The sequence below is a fragment of the Herbaspirillum sp. Her2 genome, assembly GCF_057961375.1.
The window spans coordinates 5115989-5133486 of sequence record NZ_CM176331.1; the positions used below are offsets into that span (position 1 = coordinate 5115989).

A 17498-nucleotide genomic window follows, 5' to 3' on the forward strand; every position below is an offset into this window, starting at 1 on the left:
CCAGCTGAAGAGGGCTCTAAGAAGATGGGGTACTGACGATTGAAGGCTTCCCCGCCCCAGGCGATACACCGGATGTATTGGCCTTTACGATTTCCTTTACCGTGTCCTCGGGACCTCCAAATAGTTACGTTACTTTTAACTAGGGGTTAAAGCATTGAGTAAGTTCGAGCATATCTATAGTCCGACTGAGCCGATGCCTTCCTATGCGGTGACCGGAAAATTGACGGCGACGGTCTCTGTCGCCCCCCGGGGTGTACGACTCGGGGCTAATTACCGTTTTCGATGACGAACTGGGAAGGAAGGTACTGAGCGATTGGCAATGGCTTCTCATTGACGCGATTGGCTTGGCATCGACATGGCAAGGAAATGTCTTTTTGGGTCGCTGAAGCATAGGCAGGGGTCAGCCAGATACATCCAAAACGCTGTGGATAGGTATTCGGAAATCCCTACTGCGAATATACAATTAGTTAACGATATGCGAGTTCAGATTGCCACGGGCAGAATAGAGAGTTTTGCATCTCTCAATCGCAACGAACGCCTGGCTCAATTCAATCTTCGAACATTTACAGATGGGATTGGCGCGAATTTGAACGCAAATAGATATTTCATCAACAAAAATGTGGGGCGCTAATGTTTTTTAAGAAAAAATCCCAAACCCCAATCTATAAGGATGATCCTATTGGCTTTAAATTATCGTACGCCGATAGCGGGATAGAAATTATTAAAAGCACTCTCCCTGTTAATTATGCCGAAAAAAACTTTGAATACGTTGTTCGAAACTCGAGCGATGCCATTGAGAGCCTTATTGGCAAGCATGCGTTATACGTGCGCAGTAAAAAAGACTGGGATCTGGGCAGAAAAGCATTAAAGGACATAACCCCGTTCCTCGATCATATTGAAAATGCTATCCGTCAAGCCAATGCCATCGGTTTTACGGACACCAATTTCATTCATGTGAAGAATTTGACTTTCCCGTTCCTAGCACTATTTTTAACCGAGGATTGGGAGCGCGCAGTGCGGCTGGCAGAGGCTTGCTACTTACCCGTCATGAAGGAGGAGGGTTTAGAGGGGGAAAACAACAATCCGCACGACGAAATCATAAAAATGATTATTGCTCTCACATTGGATGATCAGAAGGCGTTTGCACATGCGCAAGCCCGCTATGCGAAGGATAAAATAATTGATCGCTACTTTAGCGTTTATTTCAATTATGATGAATTGATGAGCCTGATCTTCAAGCGAGATAATGCTGAATTTAATAAAATTTTGGCGCGGCAGGAAGCGCTATTTCTTCAGCGTTCGACGGATAAAAAAGTAGATCACAACCAAGTATTGGATGGATTCTTGGAAAATAATCCGCGTGTATTTGACGTGTGGTCTGTTGCATTAGCAAAGCTGGCGCGGCATCGAGGAGTACTGGTTGATTACTCAAGTGAGGTTATTCCATTAAATGTCTCCTAATTATGTACTTTCGTCGAAATTTCTCGCCTGAACGGCTAAATTGATGAAGAGTCATCAATCGGGAGGCTGCTATGGCCATCAATGCTGGGCCTGTAGGCGACAAGACGAAGTACAACGGTCCCATTGATCCCATGGCTTTTTTGGTAGGGTCACTTTACAGGCTGGCGGATGGTGTTTGCCTTCAAACAAGCAAATACAAGAACAACGAATTCATAGACAGTGTCGATTCGCCATTCGTTACGGGGGTCTTGTTCGTTCCAGGCGACGATGCGGCGAAAAGAGTGTCTGTTATGTCCATAGAGGATGATACCGGAGCGCCGTTGCCAATTTTTCCTGGCATATTACCCGGAGCTGTCAGCCCTGAATATGGATCAATTCTCTCCGAGCTAAATCGGATACAGTCGAAGGTGATTCAAGAGACAGCCGCCTATCGCATAGCGGTAGATGGGATATTTGTTCACAGAACAATTGAAACAAAAAACTATATTTTTTATTTCAGGGGGTGTGCATTCAACGATAGAGAGTCGTCCTACGCAGTGTTTCATAAATTGAAAAGATAACGACCACAATCGGCCAGAAGCGGACCTTCTCGCTGGCAAGTCAAGGCGCGCGCTATAGGCCAGAAGCGCTCCTTTGCAGTTCGACGAAAGTAAAGTCCTTCAGCCCATCAGATGCTTTTAGGTTTAACTTTACGAAAAATGAAAATATCAGATTTTTTAGGTAAGCAAGTCGACGACGTGATAAGTGTCTTTGGAAAAGAAGTCACGGTCTCCGATGATGAAACTATTTTTTTGAATGATATTTATCTCGAGATTCCTCAACGAGGAATCTGCTTAATTTCGGACAGACAAAGTGGGGAAATATACTGCGCTCAGCTATTTGGTCCCGGCAAAGACGATAGTTATGAGGCTTTTTCCGGGCATGTGAATGGCGACCTCTTTTTCTCTGACTCGCAAGACGCCGTCAGGGGGAAACTTGGTGCCCCCTATAAAAGCAGTACTGGCGACTCTCATGTGGGTAATCCTTGGGATTTATTCGTCTATTCAAATTTTCGAATTCACTGCGAATATGCCCCAGATGGCAGCCGGATTTTTCTTGTCAGCCTGCAAGACGTGCGTAGTCTAGTGGGAATTCCCGCAAGCGAACCCATGGTGGTTGTTCCAGAACCGTCGCTCCTAAATATCCTCGTGGATATGGAGAAGAGGAAAGGCGCTCCTTTGACCATTGAAGAAGTTTTTGATGCTCGAGATAATTGCGAGGCTACGGTCATGCCCCGTTATTTCAAACTGTACAAAGACAGCGAGCGTGGCTACATCGATATTGATGTAGACAATCCTTGGGATTCTTGGACGCGCTACCGGTAATTCTTACTTCATTGAAAAGTCCGCAATGGGCAAAAAAAGACATTCCCATAATTCAATTTAGGCGCTTTTCATGTTCGATCAATTCTTAAGAGAATTCCCACCGGATACGCCGTCTTCTTTTGCCCAGGAATATCAGCGTCCTTCGCCTGGTGATCAGGTTGTCTTCAAAGTTATAGAGGTGCTGGGAGGGCGATCCTATGGTGGCGGCGTGTATCGTGTCCTTCTAGCGACCGAGATCGGGCCATGGGCTCAACGGGTGACTCTGTGTTTTCCCGGTTTCGAGAAACGAATAACATGTTTCGGCTACGACTGGCTTGGGAGACTGTTTGCCGAAGATTCTTCACGGGTGGTAGATGGTCTGCCTGGAATCGTCATGTTTGAACCAGGATCTGGCGAAGCTCTTGAGATACCCGCCAACATCTTGACCTTTCATGATGAAGAGTTAATCCACTATAGGGATGCCGCATTAGCAACCGAATTCTTCCAAGAATGGTTAGGTCACGGTGGGAAGTCTCCTGCTCTGGAAGAATGTATTGGCTACAAAAGGCCGCTTTTTCTAGGAGGTAAAGACCGCCTTGAAAATTTAGAGCTATGCGACATCGATGTCTATTGGCACATTTCATCGCAATTGATTCGGCAAGTGAGGGGGCTTCCAGAAGGCGCCAAAATAAACATACGCTAGAAAATTTGACGGTCTCTAACGGCCAGAAGAGGACATCGGCTGCGGCGACATAAATTGATTCAGGTAAAGGCGAATAGAGAAATGATTAAAGAGCAATTTCCAGACTGGCGTTTTAGCGCACCTTCATCTGCAGCTGCAATTGAAAGTGCAGAGGCGGAACTCGGCATTCGACTGCCCGAGGACCTGAAGGTGCTGTACATGCAAGCTGACGGATTTAGGGAAAGCATTGGTAATTCTTCGTATCTACTACCTCTGGACGAATTAGTTGGTGTCACCACCTCGCTCTGGATGGAGTGGCAGGGATTGCGGCCGGGATTTGATATTAAACCCTTCGTCTTTTTTGGCCTATCAAGCGCTGATGAGGCCTGGGGTATCAATTGGACACGGCCGGGGGAGATCATAGCTTTCCACCATCACATGGAGGGTGAGTACGAACTGCTCGGCTCAACTATCCTCGAGGTCTATAAGGCAGATTTCGAGAAGCTCACGTAGAGTTTGTTTTGAGAATGCAATTGACCGGTTTTATTTATAAAGGGGCGATACCCGACAGAGGTAGATGATAATGGCCCCGGATTAAGAGGCAATGCAAAGCAAAAATCGTTTCGGCCGCAATCGGCCAAAATCTGATATGCGTGGTTGTATTACTCCTAAACCCTCACTAATCAAAAACTGATGGCAACAGTTCTTCAAGATGTAGCCGATACCGCCAAGCGGGCTGTAGACACCTTTCATGACCGGTCGCGCGGCGGTTTAGATTTCTCTGAGGGTAGCCTTTCAATCGTGGAAGAGATGCTGGCAGAAGCCTCGGACTACATCAGTGAAATGCCTCAGCCCGAGATTTCGAGCTTAGTTCAGCTCCTTGGCTGCTACGTCCTTGAAGTTGCACGCACCACGTACGGGGGCGAGTACGCATGGCTAGACGAGGCGAAAGGCCCAGTTCTTATCGTCGGCGAACCAACGACACACATTGCCATTGCCACCTGGGAGAAGATACGTGGTCGTTTGAACGGTGACCCTGCCGATAACATTCCATTCTTCTACCAAGGCTTTGCGGACATGGCCCGTACACTACCGGCCGGGAAACGTAAGCTGTTCGTCTGATTCTCCCGCCGTCTAATGGCTTGGACTCGATAACGGACGACACAATGGGTCGGCATTCGGCCAGAAGCGGTCGCATGGCCCGGAGCTATTAAAAAAAGGAAAATAGGATATGGGTAAGAAAGAACTGCGGGAGCTTGAGAAAAATCTTGATTATGCATTGGGTTCCGTTAGCAGCTACCGCAAAGGCCATAATCCGGAGTTCATTCCTCACGGAATCGAAATGGTTAACGAAAGCCTCGAGGCGTCTAAACACGATCTGGATAAGTTAGGTTTGTATGAACAGTGTCGCAGCGCATTGGTGTGTGCTGAATTGATCAAGCATGGGCCAGCGCACGATGATGAGGCCGAGAATATGATTTTGTACGCTGCCCGAGCTCTTAGAGAAGCCTCAGGTAGCATCGCAGCCATGCGCAAGAAGTTGCGAGAAAAACCTGGCGCGACGCTAGATGAGATCAGGTCCGGTCCAGATGATTGGGCGCAAGAAGAATGACAAACCTAAAGCTTAACTCTTCAATATTTTCGCCACAGCACTTAGGATGCCGGCCCTTGCTTTGCAGGTGTTACGCAGGGAGAACGACTTATTGAAACTGATGCGGTATGACTTGTCCGCTTCCGGCCAGGAGCAGGCAGCCAGGACAACTTTGCACGATGTCCTGCCAGACCTCATCAACTGATTTTCTGCAAGATCAATTTCAATTTACATCCACTTTGCTCGAGAAAAAATAATGGGGGGAGTTAGGTGCGCCATCTCACTTTCGTTGCGTCTTTGTATGATTGCCGGACAGTTCTATCATGGCTTGTCCAATTCGTCTTGATGTTCGCGATGGCATCGACGGTGCAAATTTCCTACGCTCAGTCGTATCCAAGCTTCAAGTGTGAAAAAGCGGACAAGCCTGTTGAGAAAAAGATTTGTGGTACACCAGATCTCGCTCGGCTTGACGGAAAAATGGACGCTGCCTATCGATACATGATGTCAACGGTCAGTGATAAGGAAGAGCGAAATGCGATTACCCTGGAACAGCGCAGATGGCTTGTTTCCCTGGCAGGTTGTGGTGGTGAAAATGCAGAGTGCCTGCAACGCCTATACGAGAGGCGCATTGAGGATTTCCAAATCGATTGCGTAACGCCGGCGGCCGCGAATGAGATGAGAGTCTGTGCGGCAAACGATGCACGAGCATTGCAGGAGATTGTGAAAGAAATGTGGGAGAAATGGAGGCCCTATGTCTCGCAGCTAAACATTTCCGGCACCGACGACGAGCAACGTTTTCGCCTTGGATACGACCAACTCTTGACGCGTTATCTGACCGAGACGCGCTCCTGCCTCTCCATGCAATGCCACCGAAGTAAAACAAAACAGTTTCTCGATCATGAATGCTTTCCACGAGAGGCATATGATCGACTGCGTTCATGGATCACATCGCCTGAATCAGCATCGACTTTGCTCAATTCAGGATTATGGACGCTGGATGATAAACAGGCGACACCCGCGTGGGGCATCGTTAGCCAGCAAATTTATCTCATGGGCGAAGTGCCTTCATGGTTCCAACAGACTTCCGAAGATAGCGACGCGGATTCTACAGCGCCGTTCATGACGCGTCCGCTCTCAAAAGATGAGCTATCAACATTAAGTCGCCTTGTCAGGCGAGCGCCAAATCATTGGTATGGTCGTGTTGCTGAAGATGTTCCGATATTGGGCGTTTCACCTTCAGCTTTGGAGAGTATTTTAGTAAGTGATGGAGGAAGTGCAAAATGTAGCGCAAATCCTTTTGCTAGCGGAATTTATGTGAATGCTGCCGCCCTGAAGTCTCTTCCGATTCGCCCGAACGAATATTCTGGAGGAACATTCAAAATTATAGAAATTCGGACCAAGGCTGAGAAGCAAAGAACCCCTACGTGTGCTCTCTCAGCCCCACTCCCCAAAGGATTCATTCCCAACGATTCTGATCACTACACTTCTAATGTCTTCATTGATCAGATTCAGTCCGTCTTTGTACGAGCCGATGGAACATTCTGGCTACGACTCTCGGACGACAATTGGTATCGATTCCGTTCCGACATGACCAGTGACGCACCGGCGATTGGCAAAACATTTCACGTTCTTAAAGACGAAGAATTCACAAAGCTACTGAATCGAAGTAGAACGCTACGCTCGTTCGAGAGAAATTTAATTGGTGCCCTTCAAAAACATTAAGCTTAGTTTTCCTCGGGAGAGAAGCTTTATTGGTGGGTGCTGCCAGGAGATGGACTTGGAATGCTGGAATACTATGTTTTCGGGGACGAAAAATAAGTGCTTGAACGAACCATCACCTGGTCCGCAATCGGCCAGGAGCAGACATGCCATTTCTATCATTAATGACAAAAACAATCGATGACATTTTATGGAGGATGCCATGGAGGCCGTTGACCCATCCTCGAGACGTACCTGCTCTTCAGCTCCAACTGGAACGAGAGCTTGCAGAAGGCCATCCCCTCTGGGGGAAAGATATTGAAGTCGTTGGCCGTCGAGTGGACAACGATGATGTATTGGTCCTTTGTTGCGATGGAGCAATGGTAGTTGTCCATCTCGACTGGGCAACCGGCCCGCATAATAATCCAGCAGAATACCCGTCAGTTATCACCTACCAGTCTCTAGCCGAATTCCATCAAGTCATGGATTCTGATGCACATGAGTATGGTGACGATGATTGAATCAAAGTTCGCAATCGGGCCGGGACAGACTTTTGAGGCTTCGTCCTGCCCAGTTAGTCGTCGCTTTGCCCAAATTGATTCCAGTTCAGGTATCCCCTAGCGGCCTAGATATGTAACTGCTTACATTAAATGAAGGAGATTAATGGGTTTTTCTATCTCTTGGTTAGCCACTCCGTCCGATAAGAAAGAGATTGTGCTTAGTGCATTGGGTTTAGCTGAGACCAATCAACGTCAGTCATTCACAGAAACCGCTCGCGCGGGAATTGCGCTGCCAACTGGATGGTACGTCGTATGGTTTGACACCCCCAGTCCTTCGGCATTGAAACCGGAATTTCTGCGTATGCTCTCCGCAAGCACGAAGATCGTCGCATGTCAGATAGAAGAGCATGCAATGGTCAGCACGGCAGCTTGCTGGGAAAATGGAAAAGAGCAATGGTTTATTGCTCACGACGCAGAAGATGGGGTCATGAGCCTTGATGTGATGGGCAATCCGCCTGTCTTTTTTGATGAGGTACGCGCGGAGATGCTGCAGCTACAGGATGGCCGTACGGATGTCGACTATGTTTTTGATGTCCCGATTATGCTGGCAGAGCGATTAGTCGGATTCCGACATGATGCGGCATTTGACGAGAATGAAGAGGAAATGTTTTTTGTTCTCTCGCAACGTTCGGCGGCATAGGCTCCCAGTGCGAAAAGACTTGCTAAAGGCGTGGAATATGATGTCTTCTATTGGCCAGAGGATGCCGTTCAATAAGGAATCAGATATGCGATTCAAATTGGAATATCTATCGACTGGCAATGCTCCATATGTGTTGGCGCGTCAAGTAGACAAAGGTGACTTCAGAGTAGGGCCGGACTCGCGTCTGGCCGGCGGTCGTATCAAGTGCCAATTTTTACAACCACGCGCACTACGACCAGACGGCTCACCAGATTTGACCGTATTTTCCTTTGAATTGCTGGAGCGTAAAGATGGCGAGCTTTTGAAGATTGGCGAAACGGTAGACCTGATTCCATGAAGTCTCAATACGGCCAAAAGCGGACTTTCAATAGATAAAGCACATGCCAATAATTTTTCAACTATCCGAATTTAAGAAAGCACCGCGAGGGCCGTACGCTTTCGATTTTTGGGTCCACCCAGTTTTAATTTCGAGCGTATTAGGTTTATTTGCCGTCGAACTTCGTCCGGATATTGGCGAGCCAGATTTGTAGATGGTTAATGAAGCTGAAAGATTAGTCTCATTTATGCAAGCACATCCCGATAAACTATTGGATAAAGTCTATGAACACTATCGGGGTTTCGATGCGCATTCTGAATGGCTAGCTTCCTGCGACGTTCCAGAAAATTTAAATAAAGATGAACTGCTGCCATATCTTGTAGTGAGAGATATTGTCGTCATTCGGGACGAAGACATGCAAGCACTGAGTTCATGTTTTTACATCTCTCCACAATGGGATACGGAACACGGCATTTACCTTGAACTGCACGGAATTAAGCTGGAATATTGCGAATTTTGAGTTCTGAAAGTATAGCCGGACACGGCCAGTATCAGGCATTGAAAATGGTATTGATGTAGAGCCTCCCGCAATCAACAACGCTACTTCAGGTACTTAACTACTTATGACTACTATGAAAAGCTTTGATTTTAAAACGCGGTTTATCGGGGCTTTACCTTCTATTCCTCCTGGGCTGGAATTAAATTTGGACAGGTTTGTCGAGTTTGATAAAAATCTTCTCTCTTGCTTGGCTGAAGAGGATAGCGCCTTCCTTGAACGACATGGTTTGCCGTGCGATGCGTCACCGTTTCTAAGTTTTTCCGCATATTCTCCGTCGCAAATTGCTCAAAGTATCGAAACCTTCGCATTACCCCCCCCCCATTACCTTCCCATTGGAAACAATGGGTCAGGTGACATCATTGCGATAGACGAGGACTCGCGACAGGTCGTCTACTTTAATCATGATGCGCATAACTTACGGGTTTTTATCAATTCGACAGTGCACCAGTTTGCAGAATGCCTCTGTGTCTTCCAAGAGCATCTTCGAAGCGAAACGATGTCCTCTTGTTTAACCGAAATTGAAGGAATAGATGCCGCCGCCGCAAACGTCAATACCATGTGGCACAGTGAGGTGATGGCGGAGATTTCAAAATTATAGATATTGTTTGGTTGCGAATTGGACGGCAAGAGAACGGCCGCAATCGGCCACAAGCGGACCAAAATCAATGCTTAAAAAAGATTTTTAAAAATATTAATAAAATGAAAATTCCAAAACTCTCGCCGTCTCAACTCCAAATGACGTGGCAATGCGCAGCTCAGTGCGATGCATTGATAACTTCCGAAGATTGGCTAAGATCCTTCTGGTATGAACAGCACTGGTCGGACGGGATTGCAATGGCTAAATACGACAATGGTGCGGGAGACCATGTTATTGCGCTCTTTAGCGTTGACGGAAAAGTTGTGCTCAAAGGCTTTGACCACGAATCAGAAGTCAGCCCATATGCGCGCGATGAATACGGAATCTGGCCAGGGATTTACGAGGGTATGCCGCAAGAATTCCTACGTTTGATACAGGACGAGGCCATCGAATCTGAGCTCGTTACGTTTTGCTGTTGGAGTACAGACGGTAAATCTTGGGAAACCGGAACCGCGTTACTTCCTGTCGGCATTGATGATGGCTCCGACTGGTTGTTAGATATGGTGCAAATGGACGCGGAAGAGTTCATTGAGTGGGCAAAATCTTACTATGAAGATAACTTTGAACGAATCGGTGAAGATGGCATTTTCAAGGAATTCAAAGTGCGTTATAAACCTGCGTCGCTGGGCGACTGACTGTTTCGGAGCATGCCTGCTTGAGTGAAAATTTGCGACGCTCGGGGTCGGTTCCGGTGATTTAATTAATGTCGCTGTACTTGAAGCTGAACGAGATACCTGATTCGAATGCCGTAGTCATCAAGGACCGCTTCCGGCCAGAAGCAGACATCCCATTTATCCGGAACCAAGAATTCAAGTAATCACGGAAATTCAAAATGAAAATTTACCCGTCGATTTTCTATCTACTGTTATTCCTGTCGAACTGCGCTCATGCGCAACTCCCCCGCGATTGCAGCGATGCCTCACAAAAGTTGCTGGAGGCGGAAGTTCAGCAAGGGAATCGCAAGGCCCAATATTTGTTGGGTACTCAGCTTTTGACGGGGCAATGTGGAAGAAAAGATAGTGATGAAGGCGTCAAGCTGGAAACCAAGTCGGCCGAGAGTGGATATCCGCCCGCAATCCATATCCTTGGTGTCATTCTTCGCAAAGAGCGCAGCATCCAGGAAGCTGTTCCGTTTTTCCTTGGTGCCGCACAAAAAGGCTTCCGTTTAGCTGAAGTTGACCTTGCGTTCGCTTACGGCGAAGGCTCTCCGATCAAGAATCTACCACTTTCCTACGCATGGTTCTCTGTCGCGGAAAGTCATGAAGAAAAAGCAGAGCTAAAACAATTTCTCGCATCGAATTTAAAGATGCTGGCTGGAAAAATGGGTGACGCGGATCTGGAAAAGGCAAACCAATTGAAGGAGAAGTTGCTCTCGGATTTTGGCTCCATCCCGCGATTTAAAGATGATCCATGAAATCACCAGCGGCCAAATGTGAGCAACACCAAGACTACAGGTACACGGTCAGCCAGTGCTCCTGTTTTCGATGGCAGTGATTCCGCTACTGTGGCTTGCTGTCACGATAGGCCGGGAATAGTCAACGAGCCATGACATCCAGCATTTCGTAACACAGCTGCCTTTTGGTCGCAGAGACGTCGGGAAATCGCTGATCAGCTTTTCGAAGCGACGACTTCTTGAAGTTGAATTTCTTGGAACAAAGGGGCGAAAGAAGCGGACTATGACTGCGCAAGATTGAATCTTCCTTCGGCTGAAGCGGCTTGGTCCGATAACGACCCTCTGAACAAAAACGTGGTGTCATGAACATGCAAGAACCAGATCCCTGTGCTTATCAGTACGTTATTTCCCTTCGGATTTGGCATCCAGATATGCCTCACGAAGAGATTTCAAGAATGATGGGGCGCACGCCCAATCGCAGTTGGACTGTGGGAAGTCCTCGCTTCTCGATTCATGGAAAACCTTTGGGAGGTGCCTATGATTGCTCCTACTGGACCGAAAGACTAACGAAGAAAACAGTGCTCTCCGATACCATTTGGGTCGAAGAGGAGATAGCGCGGCAAGTCGAAGCGTTTTCCCAACAAGCTTTGTTTTTCAGGAAAGTTCGTGCAGAAGGAGGACGGGCCGAATTGTTTGTCGGACTCTTCAGCGATTTCAATATCGTCGTTGAGCTGGAACCAGCGCTGATGGGACGCCTTGCCGAAGCAAGCCTGGGCATCTGCCTCGATTACTATCCCTATAAAAAAGATGAGAAACAAGGCTGATCAGACCAAGCTCATCGCCAGCAGTCAGCCAAGAAAAATTGCCAACCGAGAACAAGCGGGCGTTGCAGCGCCCCATTAAAAAAATGATCAGGAGACCCCCATGCCCCCATCCTCCCCCGCAAGCCCCGCAAGCCCCGCAAGCCCCGCAAGCCCCGCACCCACCGACCCCCACCAGGTCGACTCCCCCTACGCCGTAATGCGCCTCTGCATCACCATGATCCTGATGGTCGTGGGTGCCAGCGGCATGTACGTGATCGCAGTGGTGCTGCCCTACGTGCAGGCGCATTACTACGTCGACCGGGGCCTGGCCTCGATGCCCTATACCCTCACCATGCTGGGCGTGGGCGTCGGTGGCCTGCTCATGGGCCGCATGGCCGACCGCTCCGGCATCACCCGGCCGATGATGCTGGGCGGGCTGTGCCTGGGCGGCGGTTTCCTCGCCGCTTCCTGGGCCCAGGACATCTGGACCTTCATGGCCGTGCATTGCATCCTCATCGGCCTGCTGGGGACCTCCGCCACCTTTTCTCCGCTGGTGGCCGATACCTCGCTGTGGTTCCGCAAGCGGCGCGGCATCGCCGTGGCGGTCTGTGCCAGCGGCAACTACCTGGGCGGCGCAATCTGGCCGCCCATCGTCCAGCATTTCGTCGACAACTACGGCTGGCAGGAAACCTATCGCGGTCTGGGCCTGATCTGCATCCTGGTCATGTGCCCGCTGGCCCTGCTCATGCGCGCCCGCCCGCCGGTGCAGGACAGCAATGCAGCGACGCCCCGCGCCGGTGGCGGCCCGCGTCCCTTCGGCCTGGCACCGGGCTCCGCCCAGCTGCTGCTGTGCGTGGCCGGTGTCGCCTGTTGCGTGGCCATGGCCATGCCCCAGGTCCACATCGTGGCCTACTGCGGCGACCTCGGCTACGGCCCGGCACGCGGTGCCCAGATGCTCTCGCTGATGCTGGCCTGTGGCGTGGTCAGCCGCCTGGTCTCCGGGGCCATCTGCGACCGCATCGGCGGCCTGCGCACCCTGCTGCTGGGCTCGGCCCTGCAGGGCCTGTCGCTGCTGCTGTTCATCCCCTTCGACAGCCTGGCCTCGCTCTATCTCATCTCGGCCCTGTTCGGGCTGTTCCAGGGCGGCATCGTGCCGTCCTACGCCATCATCGTGCGCGAATACTTCCCCGCTGCCGAAGCCGGCCAGCGTGTGGGCGCGGTCATCATGGCCACCATGTTCGGCATGGCGCTGGGCGGCTGGGCGGCTGGATGTCCGGCAAGATCTTCGATCTCACCGGCAGCTATCACGCGGCCTTCGCCAATGGCATCGCCTGGAACCTGCTGAACCTGGGCATCGCCGTGCTGCTTTTCACCCGGGTGCGCGGCATGCGGTTGCGGGCCGCCTGAGGGCAGAGGGCACCACCCCGCAACGCCAGATGCGGCCGTGGTTGGCAGCGTAGCGGCTTTCAGCTACGCTGCCGGGTCAACCTTCAATGCCGTTTATTTCTGATTGCGCCATGTTCATCCTTTTCCTCAAGGCGGTCGTCCTGATCCCGGTCACGCTCTTGCCCATCCTCAATCCCCTGGGCATCGCGCCGGTCTTCGCCAACCTGCTGGGCAACGTCAGCCGCAGCACCGAAAAGCGCATCGCGCGCCAGGTCGCCATCAATTGCTGGTTCATGCTGGTGGCGGCGATCTTCATCGGCTCGCACGTGCTGACCTTCTTCGGCATCTCGCTGCCCATCGTGCGCGTCGGCGGCGGCCTGCTGGTGGCGGTCTCGGGCTGGAAACTCCTCAACGACAACAGCCAGGACAGCTCCATCCCCACCCAAGTGGCCAAGACCTATGACGAAGACCTGCCCGACGATGAAATCAAGGCGCGCAGCTTCTATCCCATGAGCTTTCCCCTGACCGTCGGCCCCGGCACCATCGCCGCGTCCATCACGCTGGGCGCCAATACGCCAACCCGCCTGCTGGATTGGGTGATCTCGGTCGGCAGTGCCGCCCTGGGCGCGGCGCTCACGGCGCTGGTGATCTTCCTTTGCTACAACTATGCGCACAAGCTGGTGCACCTGATGGGGCGTCTGGGCACCATGGTGGTGTTGCGCCTGTCGGCGTTCATCCTGCTGTGTATCGGGATCCAGATCTTCTGGTCGGGGATGTCGGCGCTGCTGGCCGAGGCGGGGATCAGCGGCGTGTCGCCGTGATGGGGAAGTACAACTATCAGGAAATCTGAAGCGGGATAGTTAGTTGCATTATGGAAATAACTAACTATTTCAGCCAGCCCAACTCATCCAGTGCATCCTGCACCAGCTCCAGCCGCAACAGGGGATTGTCCAGCGCCAGCAGGCTCTGCTTGAGGTTGACGGAGATGGGCATCATCTCGGCCCAGCGGTTGGCCACCCAGCCGCAATCGTCCAGCCGGTAAGGCGCGGCGATGGGCACTTCACTGTCCGGCAGGCCCTGGCGCAATACCGATTGCAGCAGGTTGTCCAGCGCCTGCGAGGTATTGCGCAACTCCTCGGGGATCGTCACGGCACGGTCCGCTTCCATCATCTCTACCTGCGCGGTCCATAGTCCATGTTTCTGCTGCTCGGCCTGCACGATGCGGAAACGCTCGCTGCCCAGGCAGGCGATGCGCATGAGGCCGGGGGAGGGCGTGCTCCATTCCTGGATGCGCGCCAGCGTGCCCACGCCGACGAAGCGTTCGCTCTGGCCGGGCCGCCGCACTTCCGATCCTTCCGTCAGGGCCACCACGCCGAAGCTGCTGCCCTCGGCGATGCATTTGCCGATCATGTCCAGATAACGCACCTCGAAGATCTGCAGCGGCAGCCGCCCTTCCGGGAAGAGCGTGCTGGCCAGCGGAAACAGCGGGATGGTTTGGGCCGAGATCGGCGGGCGCGGGGTAGCGGGGGCGGCGGGCATGGTCACTCCTGGCAGCGGTCACTCACGAACGCAGAGCATACCGGTTCTCGGCCACGCATTCATAGCGCTGCACGATGTAGCCGTTGTCGTCCACGCTTTCCAGATAGACGTCGAACTGCCACAGCCGCGCCATGTGGCGCAGCACCTCGTTGGTGCTGTCGCCCAGCGAGCGGCCGTCACTGCGGAAGTGGCGCAGCGTCAGGCTGCGGTTGCCGCGCGTGTTGACCGACCAGACCTGGATGTTGGGTTCGCGGTGGTTGATGTCGTACTGCCGGGACAGCGCCTGGCGCACGTACTGGAAGCCGCGTTCGTTGTGGATGGCCGAGACCTCGATCTCGCTGCGCGCCTCGTCATCGAGCACGGCAAACATGCGCATGTCGCGCATGAGCTTGGGCGAGAGATATTGCGCGATGAAACTTTCGTCCTTGTAGTTGCGCATCACGTATTGCAGGGTATCGAGCCAGTTGCGCCCGGCGATGTCGGGGAACCACTCGCGGTCTTCATTGGTAGGGTTCTCGCAGATGCGGCGGATGTCGCTCATCATCGAGAAGCCCAGTGCATACGGATTGATGCCGTTGTAATACGGCTTGGTGATGGGCGGCTGGAACACCACATTGCTGTGCGAATGCAGGAATTCCATCATGAAGCCATCGGTCAGGCGGCCCTGGTCATAGAGCGTATTCAACAGCGTGTAATGCCAGAAGGTGGCCCAGCCCTCGTTCATCACCTGGGTTTGGCGCTGGGGATAGAAATACTGGCCGACCTTGCGCACAATGCGGATCACCTCGCGTTCCCAGGGCTCCAGCAGGGGCGCGTTCTTCTCGGCGAAATACAGCAGGTTCTCTTGTGGTTCGGAGGGGAAGCGGCCTTCCACGGCTGCGGCGGCCGTTTCCTTTTTGGCCGGCAGGGTGCGCCACAGTTCGTTGACCTGCGACTGCATGTAGGCCTCGCGCTCACGCTGGCGTGCCTTCTCCTGCGCCAGCGACAGGCGTTGCGGACGCTTGTAGCGGTCCACGCCGTAGTTCATCAGCGCGTGGCAGGAATCCAGCAATTCTTCCACGCGTTCGAAGCCGTGGCGTTCTTCGCACTCGGCGATGTAATTGCGGGCATACACCAGGTAATCGATGATGGCGCTGGCGTCCGTCCACAACTGGAACAGGTAATTGCCCTTGAAGAAGGAGTTGTGGCCATAGGCCGCGTGCGCGATGACCAGGGCCTGCATGGTCATCGTGTTCTCTTCCATCAGGTAGGCGATGCAGGGATCGGAATTGATCACGATCTCATAGGCCAGGCCCATCTGCCCGCGCTTGTAATCGCGCTCGGTCAGCATGAAATGCTTGCCGTAGGACCAGTGGCGATAGTTGACCGGCATGCCGTGCGAGGCATAGGCATCCATCATCTGTTCGGCCGAGATGATCTCCAGCTGGATGGGATAGATGTCCAGCTCGTACCCCTTGGCCACGCGTGCGATTTCCTCGTTGTAGCGCTCGATGAGATCAAAGCTCCAATCCGAGGGGCAAGGCAGCGGGTCATGCTTGAAGCGGCTGTTCATGCGTGCACCTGCTTTTCAAAGAGTTCGCGGAAGACCGGGTAGATCTCGGCGGCCGATTGCACCTTCTTCATGGCGAAGTGCGGATGCGATTCGATCAGCTGCATGTACTCGGTCCACAGGTTCTGTTCCGGCTCGGCCACCTGGATGTAGGCGAAGTAGCGCGTCAGCGGCAGGATGGATGACTCCAGCAGTTCGCGGCACTTGGGGGAATCGTCGTTCCAGTTGTCGCCGTCCGAGGCTTGCGCGCCATAGATGTTCCACTCGCTGGGCGAATAGCGTTTGGTGATGATGTCATGCATCAGCTCCAGCGCGCTGGAGACCACCGTGCCGCCGCTTTCCTGCGAATGGAAGAAGGTGTTCTCATCGACTTCATCGGCCCGCGTGTGATGGCGGATGAAGACCACTTCGATGTGTTCGTAATTGCGCGTGAGGAACAGATACAGCAGGATGAAGAAGCGCTTCGACAGATCCTTGCGCTGCTCATCCATCGAGCCCGATACGTCCATGACGCAGAACATCACGGCGCGGCTGGAGGGTTGCGGCTGGCGCACTCTGTTCACATAGCGCAGGTCGAAGGGGTCGATGAAGGGGATGCGCAGGATGCGGGCGCGCAAATGCTTCACTTCCTCTTCCAGCAGCGGGATGTCGGCGCTATGCTCCTCGGGTTTGCGCTTCATCTCTGCCAGCGTTTCCTCGGCCACGTCGAGCTGGCGCTGCAGCGGTCCACCGAGGGCGATGCGGCGGCCCAGCGAGGAACGCAGCGAACGCACCACGTCGATGTTGTTGGGCGAACCGTCCACCGAATAACCGGCGCGCTGGTTCTTCCAGTTCGGTACCTGCAGCAGGTTGGTTTCCACCAGGCGCGGCAGTTCCAGGTCCTCGAAGAAGTAATGCATGAATTCTTCGCGGGTCAGTTCGAAGGTGAAATCGTCCTGTCCTTCGCCGTCGTTGCTGGCACTGCTGCCGCCACCGCCGCCGCTGCCGCCGTTCTGGCGCGGGATGCGGTCACCCTGCAGGTAATCCTGGTTGCCCGGGTGCACGGCTTCGCGCTTGCCGCCCTTGCCGTGATGGAAGAAGGGCTCCGAGACATCCTTGCGCGGGATGCTGATGCTCTTCGATTTTTCGAGATCGGTGATGCTGCGGTCGCGCACGGCGTCCGCCACCGAACGTTGGATATGCCCCTTGAAGCGCCGCAGGAAGCGCTCCCTGTTGGCGATGCTCTTGTTCTTGCCAGCCAGCCTGCGGTCGATGATCTGATGCAGCACTCGGTTCTCCTGCTAGTGGTCGGCGGTGCGCCAGGCGCACGGCGCCGAAGGGTCGCCGCGCGCATCGCCACGC

The 17498-nt window shown here is 52.7% G+C and carries 20 protein-coding genes and 1 pseudogene; 18 read left to right on the top strand and 3 right to left on the bottom strand.

The annotated features are described in order from the left end of the window. The first annotated feature begins 630 nt into the window (after window positions 1-630). From ACWHXP_RS23210 to ACWHXP_RS23295, 18 genes and pseudogenes are all read left to right on the top strand, one after another. Window positions 631-1461, top strand: coding sequence for a hypothetical protein (locus ACWHXP_RS23210; RefSeq protein ID WP_489634947.1), 831 nt, complete (start codon window positions 631-633; stop codon window positions 1459-1461). A gap of 71 nt (window positions 1462-1532) precedes the next feature. After that, the gene (locus ACWHXP_RS23215) at window positions 1533-2021 is read left to right on the top strand and encodes a hypothetical protein (RefSeq protein WP_489634946.1); all 489 of its coding nucleotides are present in this window, start codon (window positions 1533-1535) and stop codon (window positions 2019-2021) included. A gap of 138 nt (window positions 2022-2159) precedes the next feature. Further along, a complete protein-coding gene (locus ACWHXP_RS23220; RefSeq protein WP_489634945.1) occupies window positions 2160-2825 on the top strand; it encodes a DUF6392 family protein in 666 nt (221 codons plus the stop codon). 70 nt (window positions 2826-2895) lie between these two features. Beyond that, window positions 2896-3507, top strand: a complete 612-nt coding sequence (locus ACWHXP_RS23225) for a T6SS immunity protein Tdi1 domain-containing protein (RefSeq protein WP_489634944.1) — start codon at window positions 2896-2898, stop codon at window positions 3505-3507. A gap of 81 nt (window positions 3508-3588) precedes the next feature. Beyond that, window positions 3589-3999, top strand: coding sequence for an SMI1/KNR4 family protein (locus ACWHXP_RS23230; RefSeq protein WP_489634943.1), 411 nt, complete (start codon window positions 3589-3591; stop codon window positions 3997-3999). A 180-nt stretch (window positions 4000-4179) separates the two neighbouring features. Continuing rightward, window positions 4180-4608, top strand: a complete 429-nt coding sequence (locus ACWHXP_RS23235; protein ID WP_489634942.1) for a hypothetical protein — start codon at window positions 4180-4182, stop codon at window positions 4606-4608. Window positions 4609-4717: 109 nt separating this feature from the next. After that, window positions 4718-5098, top strand: coding sequence for a hypothetical protein (locus ACWHXP_RS23240; protein WP_489634941.1), 381 nt, complete (start codon window positions 4718-4720; stop codon window positions 5096-5098). A gap of 345 nt (window positions 5099-5443) precedes the next feature. Then, window positions 5444-6799, top strand: a complete 1356-nt coding sequence (locus ACWHXP_RS23245; protein WP_489634940.1) for a lysozyme inhibitor LprI family protein — start codon at window positions 5444-5446, stop codon at window positions 6797-6799. A gap of 143 nt (window positions 6800-6942) precedes the next feature. Beyond that, a complete protein-coding gene (locus tag ACWHXP_RS23250) occupies window positions 6943-7296 on the top strand; it encodes a hypothetical protein (RefSeq protein WP_489634939.1) in 354 nt (117 codons plus the stop codon). Between the two features lie 142 nt (window positions 7297-7438). Continuing rightward, window positions 7439-7975 carry a hypothetical protein gene (locus ACWHXP_RS23255; RefSeq protein ID WP_134040221.1) on the top strand — a complete coding sequence of 179 codons (537 nt, stop codon included), beginning with the start codon at window positions 7439-7441 and terminating at the stop codon, window positions 7973-7975. A 37-nt stretch (window positions 7976-8012) separates the two neighbouring features. Then, on the top strand, window positions 8013-8312 hold the full coding sequence (locus tag ACWHXP_RS23260; protein ID WP_489634938.1) for a hypothetical protein: 300 nt from the start codon (window positions 8013-8015) through the stop codon (window positions 8310-8312). A 226-nt stretch (window positions 8313-8538) separates the two neighbouring features. Further along, window positions 8539-8811: a hypothetical protein gene (locus tag ACWHXP_RS23265; RefSeq protein WP_489637753.1), complete on the top strand. Its 273-nt coding sequence runs from the start codon at window positions 8539-8541 to the stop codon at window positions 8809-8811. A gap of 103 nt (window positions 8812-8914) precedes the next feature. Then, the gene (locus tag ACWHXP_RS23270; RefSeq protein WP_489634936.1) at window positions 8915-9448 is read left to right on the top strand and encodes an SMI1/KNR4 family protein; all 534 of its coding nucleotides are present in this window, start codon (window positions 8915-8917) and stop codon (window positions 9446-9448) included. Between the two features lie 236 nt (window positions 9449-9684). Further along, a complete protein-coding gene (locus ACWHXP_RS23275) occupies window positions 9685-10122 on the top strand; it encodes a hypothetical protein (RefSeq protein ID WP_489634935.1) in 438 nt (145 codons plus the stop codon). A gap of 197 nt (window positions 10123-10319) precedes the next feature. Then, complete coding sequence (locus ACWHXP_RS23280; protein WP_489634934.1) at window positions 10320-10901, top strand: tetratricopeptide repeat protein; 582 nt, start codon at window positions 10320-10322, stop codon at window positions 10899-10901. Window positions 10902-11242: 341 nt separating this feature from the next. Continuing rightward, window positions 11243-11704, top strand: coding sequence for a DUF4279 domain-containing protein (locus ACWHXP_RS23285; RefSeq protein ID WP_489634933.1), 462 nt, complete (start codon window positions 11243-11245; stop codon window positions 11702-11704). 100 nt (window positions 11705-11804) lie between these two features. Beyond that, a pseudogene (locus tag ACWHXP_RS23290) lies at window positions 11805-13090 on the top strand (MFS transporter). A gap of 110 nt (window positions 13091-13200) precedes the next feature. Next, on the top strand, window positions 13201-13890 hold the full coding sequence (locus tag ACWHXP_RS23295) for a MarC family protein (RefSeq protein ID WP_039783569.1): 690 nt from the start codon (window positions 13201-13203) through the stop codon (window positions 13888-13890). A gap of 64 nt (window positions 13891-13954) precedes the next feature. Here the strand turns inward: ACWHXP_RS23295 and ACWHXP_RS23300 are convergent, their stop codons facing one another. Genes ACWHXP_RS23300 through ACWHXP_RS23310 form a run of 3 tightly spaced genes read right to left on the bottom strand, consistent with a single transcriptional unit; the run spans window position 13955 to window position 17425 of the window. Beyond that, window positions 13955-14608: an LON peptidase substrate-binding domain-containing protein gene (locus ACWHXP_RS23300; protein ID WP_039783570.1), complete on the bottom strand. Its 654-nt coding sequence runs from the start codon at window positions 14606-14608 to the stop codon at window positions 13955-13957. A 22-nt stretch (window positions 14609-14630) separates the two neighbouring features. Continuing rightward, window positions 14631-16160, bottom strand: a complete 1530-nt coding sequence (locus ACWHXP_RS23305; protein WP_008332933.1) for a SpoVR family protein — start codon at window positions 16158-16160, stop codon at window positions 14631-14633. Next, window positions 16157-17425, bottom strand: a complete 1269-nt coding sequence (locus ACWHXP_RS23310) for a YeaH/YhbH family protein (RefSeq protein WP_034336397.1) — start codon at window positions 17423-17425, stop codon at window positions 16157-16159. Before ACWHXP_RS23310 ends, ACWHXP_RS23305 begins: the two co-directional genes overlap by 4 nt. Between the last annotated feature and the right edge of the window lie 73 nt (window positions 17426-17498).

What these genes read in the sequence shown, in the direction of transcription:
- ACWHXP_RS23295 (WP_039783569.1), top strand. Translation starts at nt 13,201, where the DNA reads ATGTTCATCCTTTTCCTCAAGGCGGTCGTCCTGATCCCGGTCACGCTC.
- ACWHXP_RS23215 (WP_489634946.1), top strand. Translation starts at nt 1,533, where the DNA reads ATGGCCATCAATGCTGGGCCTGTAGGCGACAAGACGAAGTACAACGGT.
- ACWHXP_RS23285 (WP_489634933.1), top strand. Translation starts at nt 11,243, where the DNA reads ATGAACATGCAAGAACCAGATCCCTGTGCTTATCAGTACGTTATTTCC.
- ACWHXP_RS23270 (WP_489634936.1), top strand. Translation starts at nt 8,915, where the DNA reads ATGACTACTATGAAAAGCTTTGATTTTAAAACGCGGTTTATCGGGGCT.
- ACWHXP_RS23260 (WP_489634938.1), top strand. Translation starts at nt 8,013, where the DNA reads ATGATGTCTTCTATTGGCCAGAGGATGCCGTTCAATAAGGAATCAGAT.
- ACWHXP_RS23250 (WP_489634939.1), top strand. Translation starts at nt 6,943, where the DNA reads ATGCCATTTCTATCATTAATGACAAAAACAATCGATGACATTTTATGG.
- ACWHXP_RS23305 (WP_008332933.1), bottom strand. Translation starts at nt 16,160, where the DNA reads ATGAACAGCCGCTTCAAGCATGACCCGCTGCCTTGCCCCTCGGATTGG.
- ACWHXP_RS23210 (WP_489634947.1), top strand. Translation starts at nt 631, where the DNA reads ATGTTTTTTAAGAAAAAATCCCAAACCCCAATCTATAAGGATGATCCT.
- ACWHXP_RS23280 (WP_489634934.1), top strand. Translation starts at nt 10,320, where the DNA reads ATGAAAATTTACCCGTCGATTTTCTATCTACTGTTATTCCTGTCGAAC.
- ACWHXP_RS23255 (WP_134040221.1), top strand. Translation starts at nt 7,439, where the DNA reads ATGGGTTTTTCTATCTCTTGGTTAGCCACTCCGTCCGATAAGAAAGAG.
- ACWHXP_RS23265 (WP_489637753.1), top strand. Translation starts at nt 8,539, where the DNA reads ATGCAAGCACATCCCGATAAACTATTGGATAAAGTCTATGAACACTAT.
- ACWHXP_RS23240 (WP_489634941.1), top strand. Translation starts at nt 4,718, where the DNA reads ATGGGTAAGAAAGAACTGCGGGAGCTTGAGAAAAATCTTGATTATGCA.
- ACWHXP_RS23235 (WP_489634942.1), top strand. Translation starts at nt 4,180, where the DNA reads ATGGCAACAGTTCTTCAAGATGTAGCCGATACCGCCAAGCGGGCTGTA.
- ACWHXP_RS23225 (WP_489634944.1), top strand. Translation starts at nt 2,896, where the DNA reads ATGTTCGATCAATTCTTAAGAGAATTCCCACCGGATACGCCGTCTTCT.
- ACWHXP_RS23275 (WP_489634935.1), top strand. Translation starts at nt 9,685, where the DNA reads ATGGCTAAATACGACAATGGTGCGGGAGACCATGTTATTGCGCTCTTT.
- ACWHXP_RS23300 (WP_039783570.1), bottom strand. Translation starts at nt 14,608, where the DNA reads ATGCCCGCCGCCCCCGCTACCCCGCGCCCGCCGATCTCGGCCCAAACC.
- ACWHXP_RS23230 (WP_489634943.1), top strand. Translation starts at nt 3,589, where the DNA reads ATGATTAAAGAGCAATTTCCAGACTGGCGTTTTAGCGCACCTTCATCT.
- ACWHXP_RS23220 (WP_489634945.1), top strand. Translation starts at nt 2,160, where the DNA reads ATGAAAATATCAGATTTTTTAGGTAAGCAAGTCGACGACGTGATAAGT.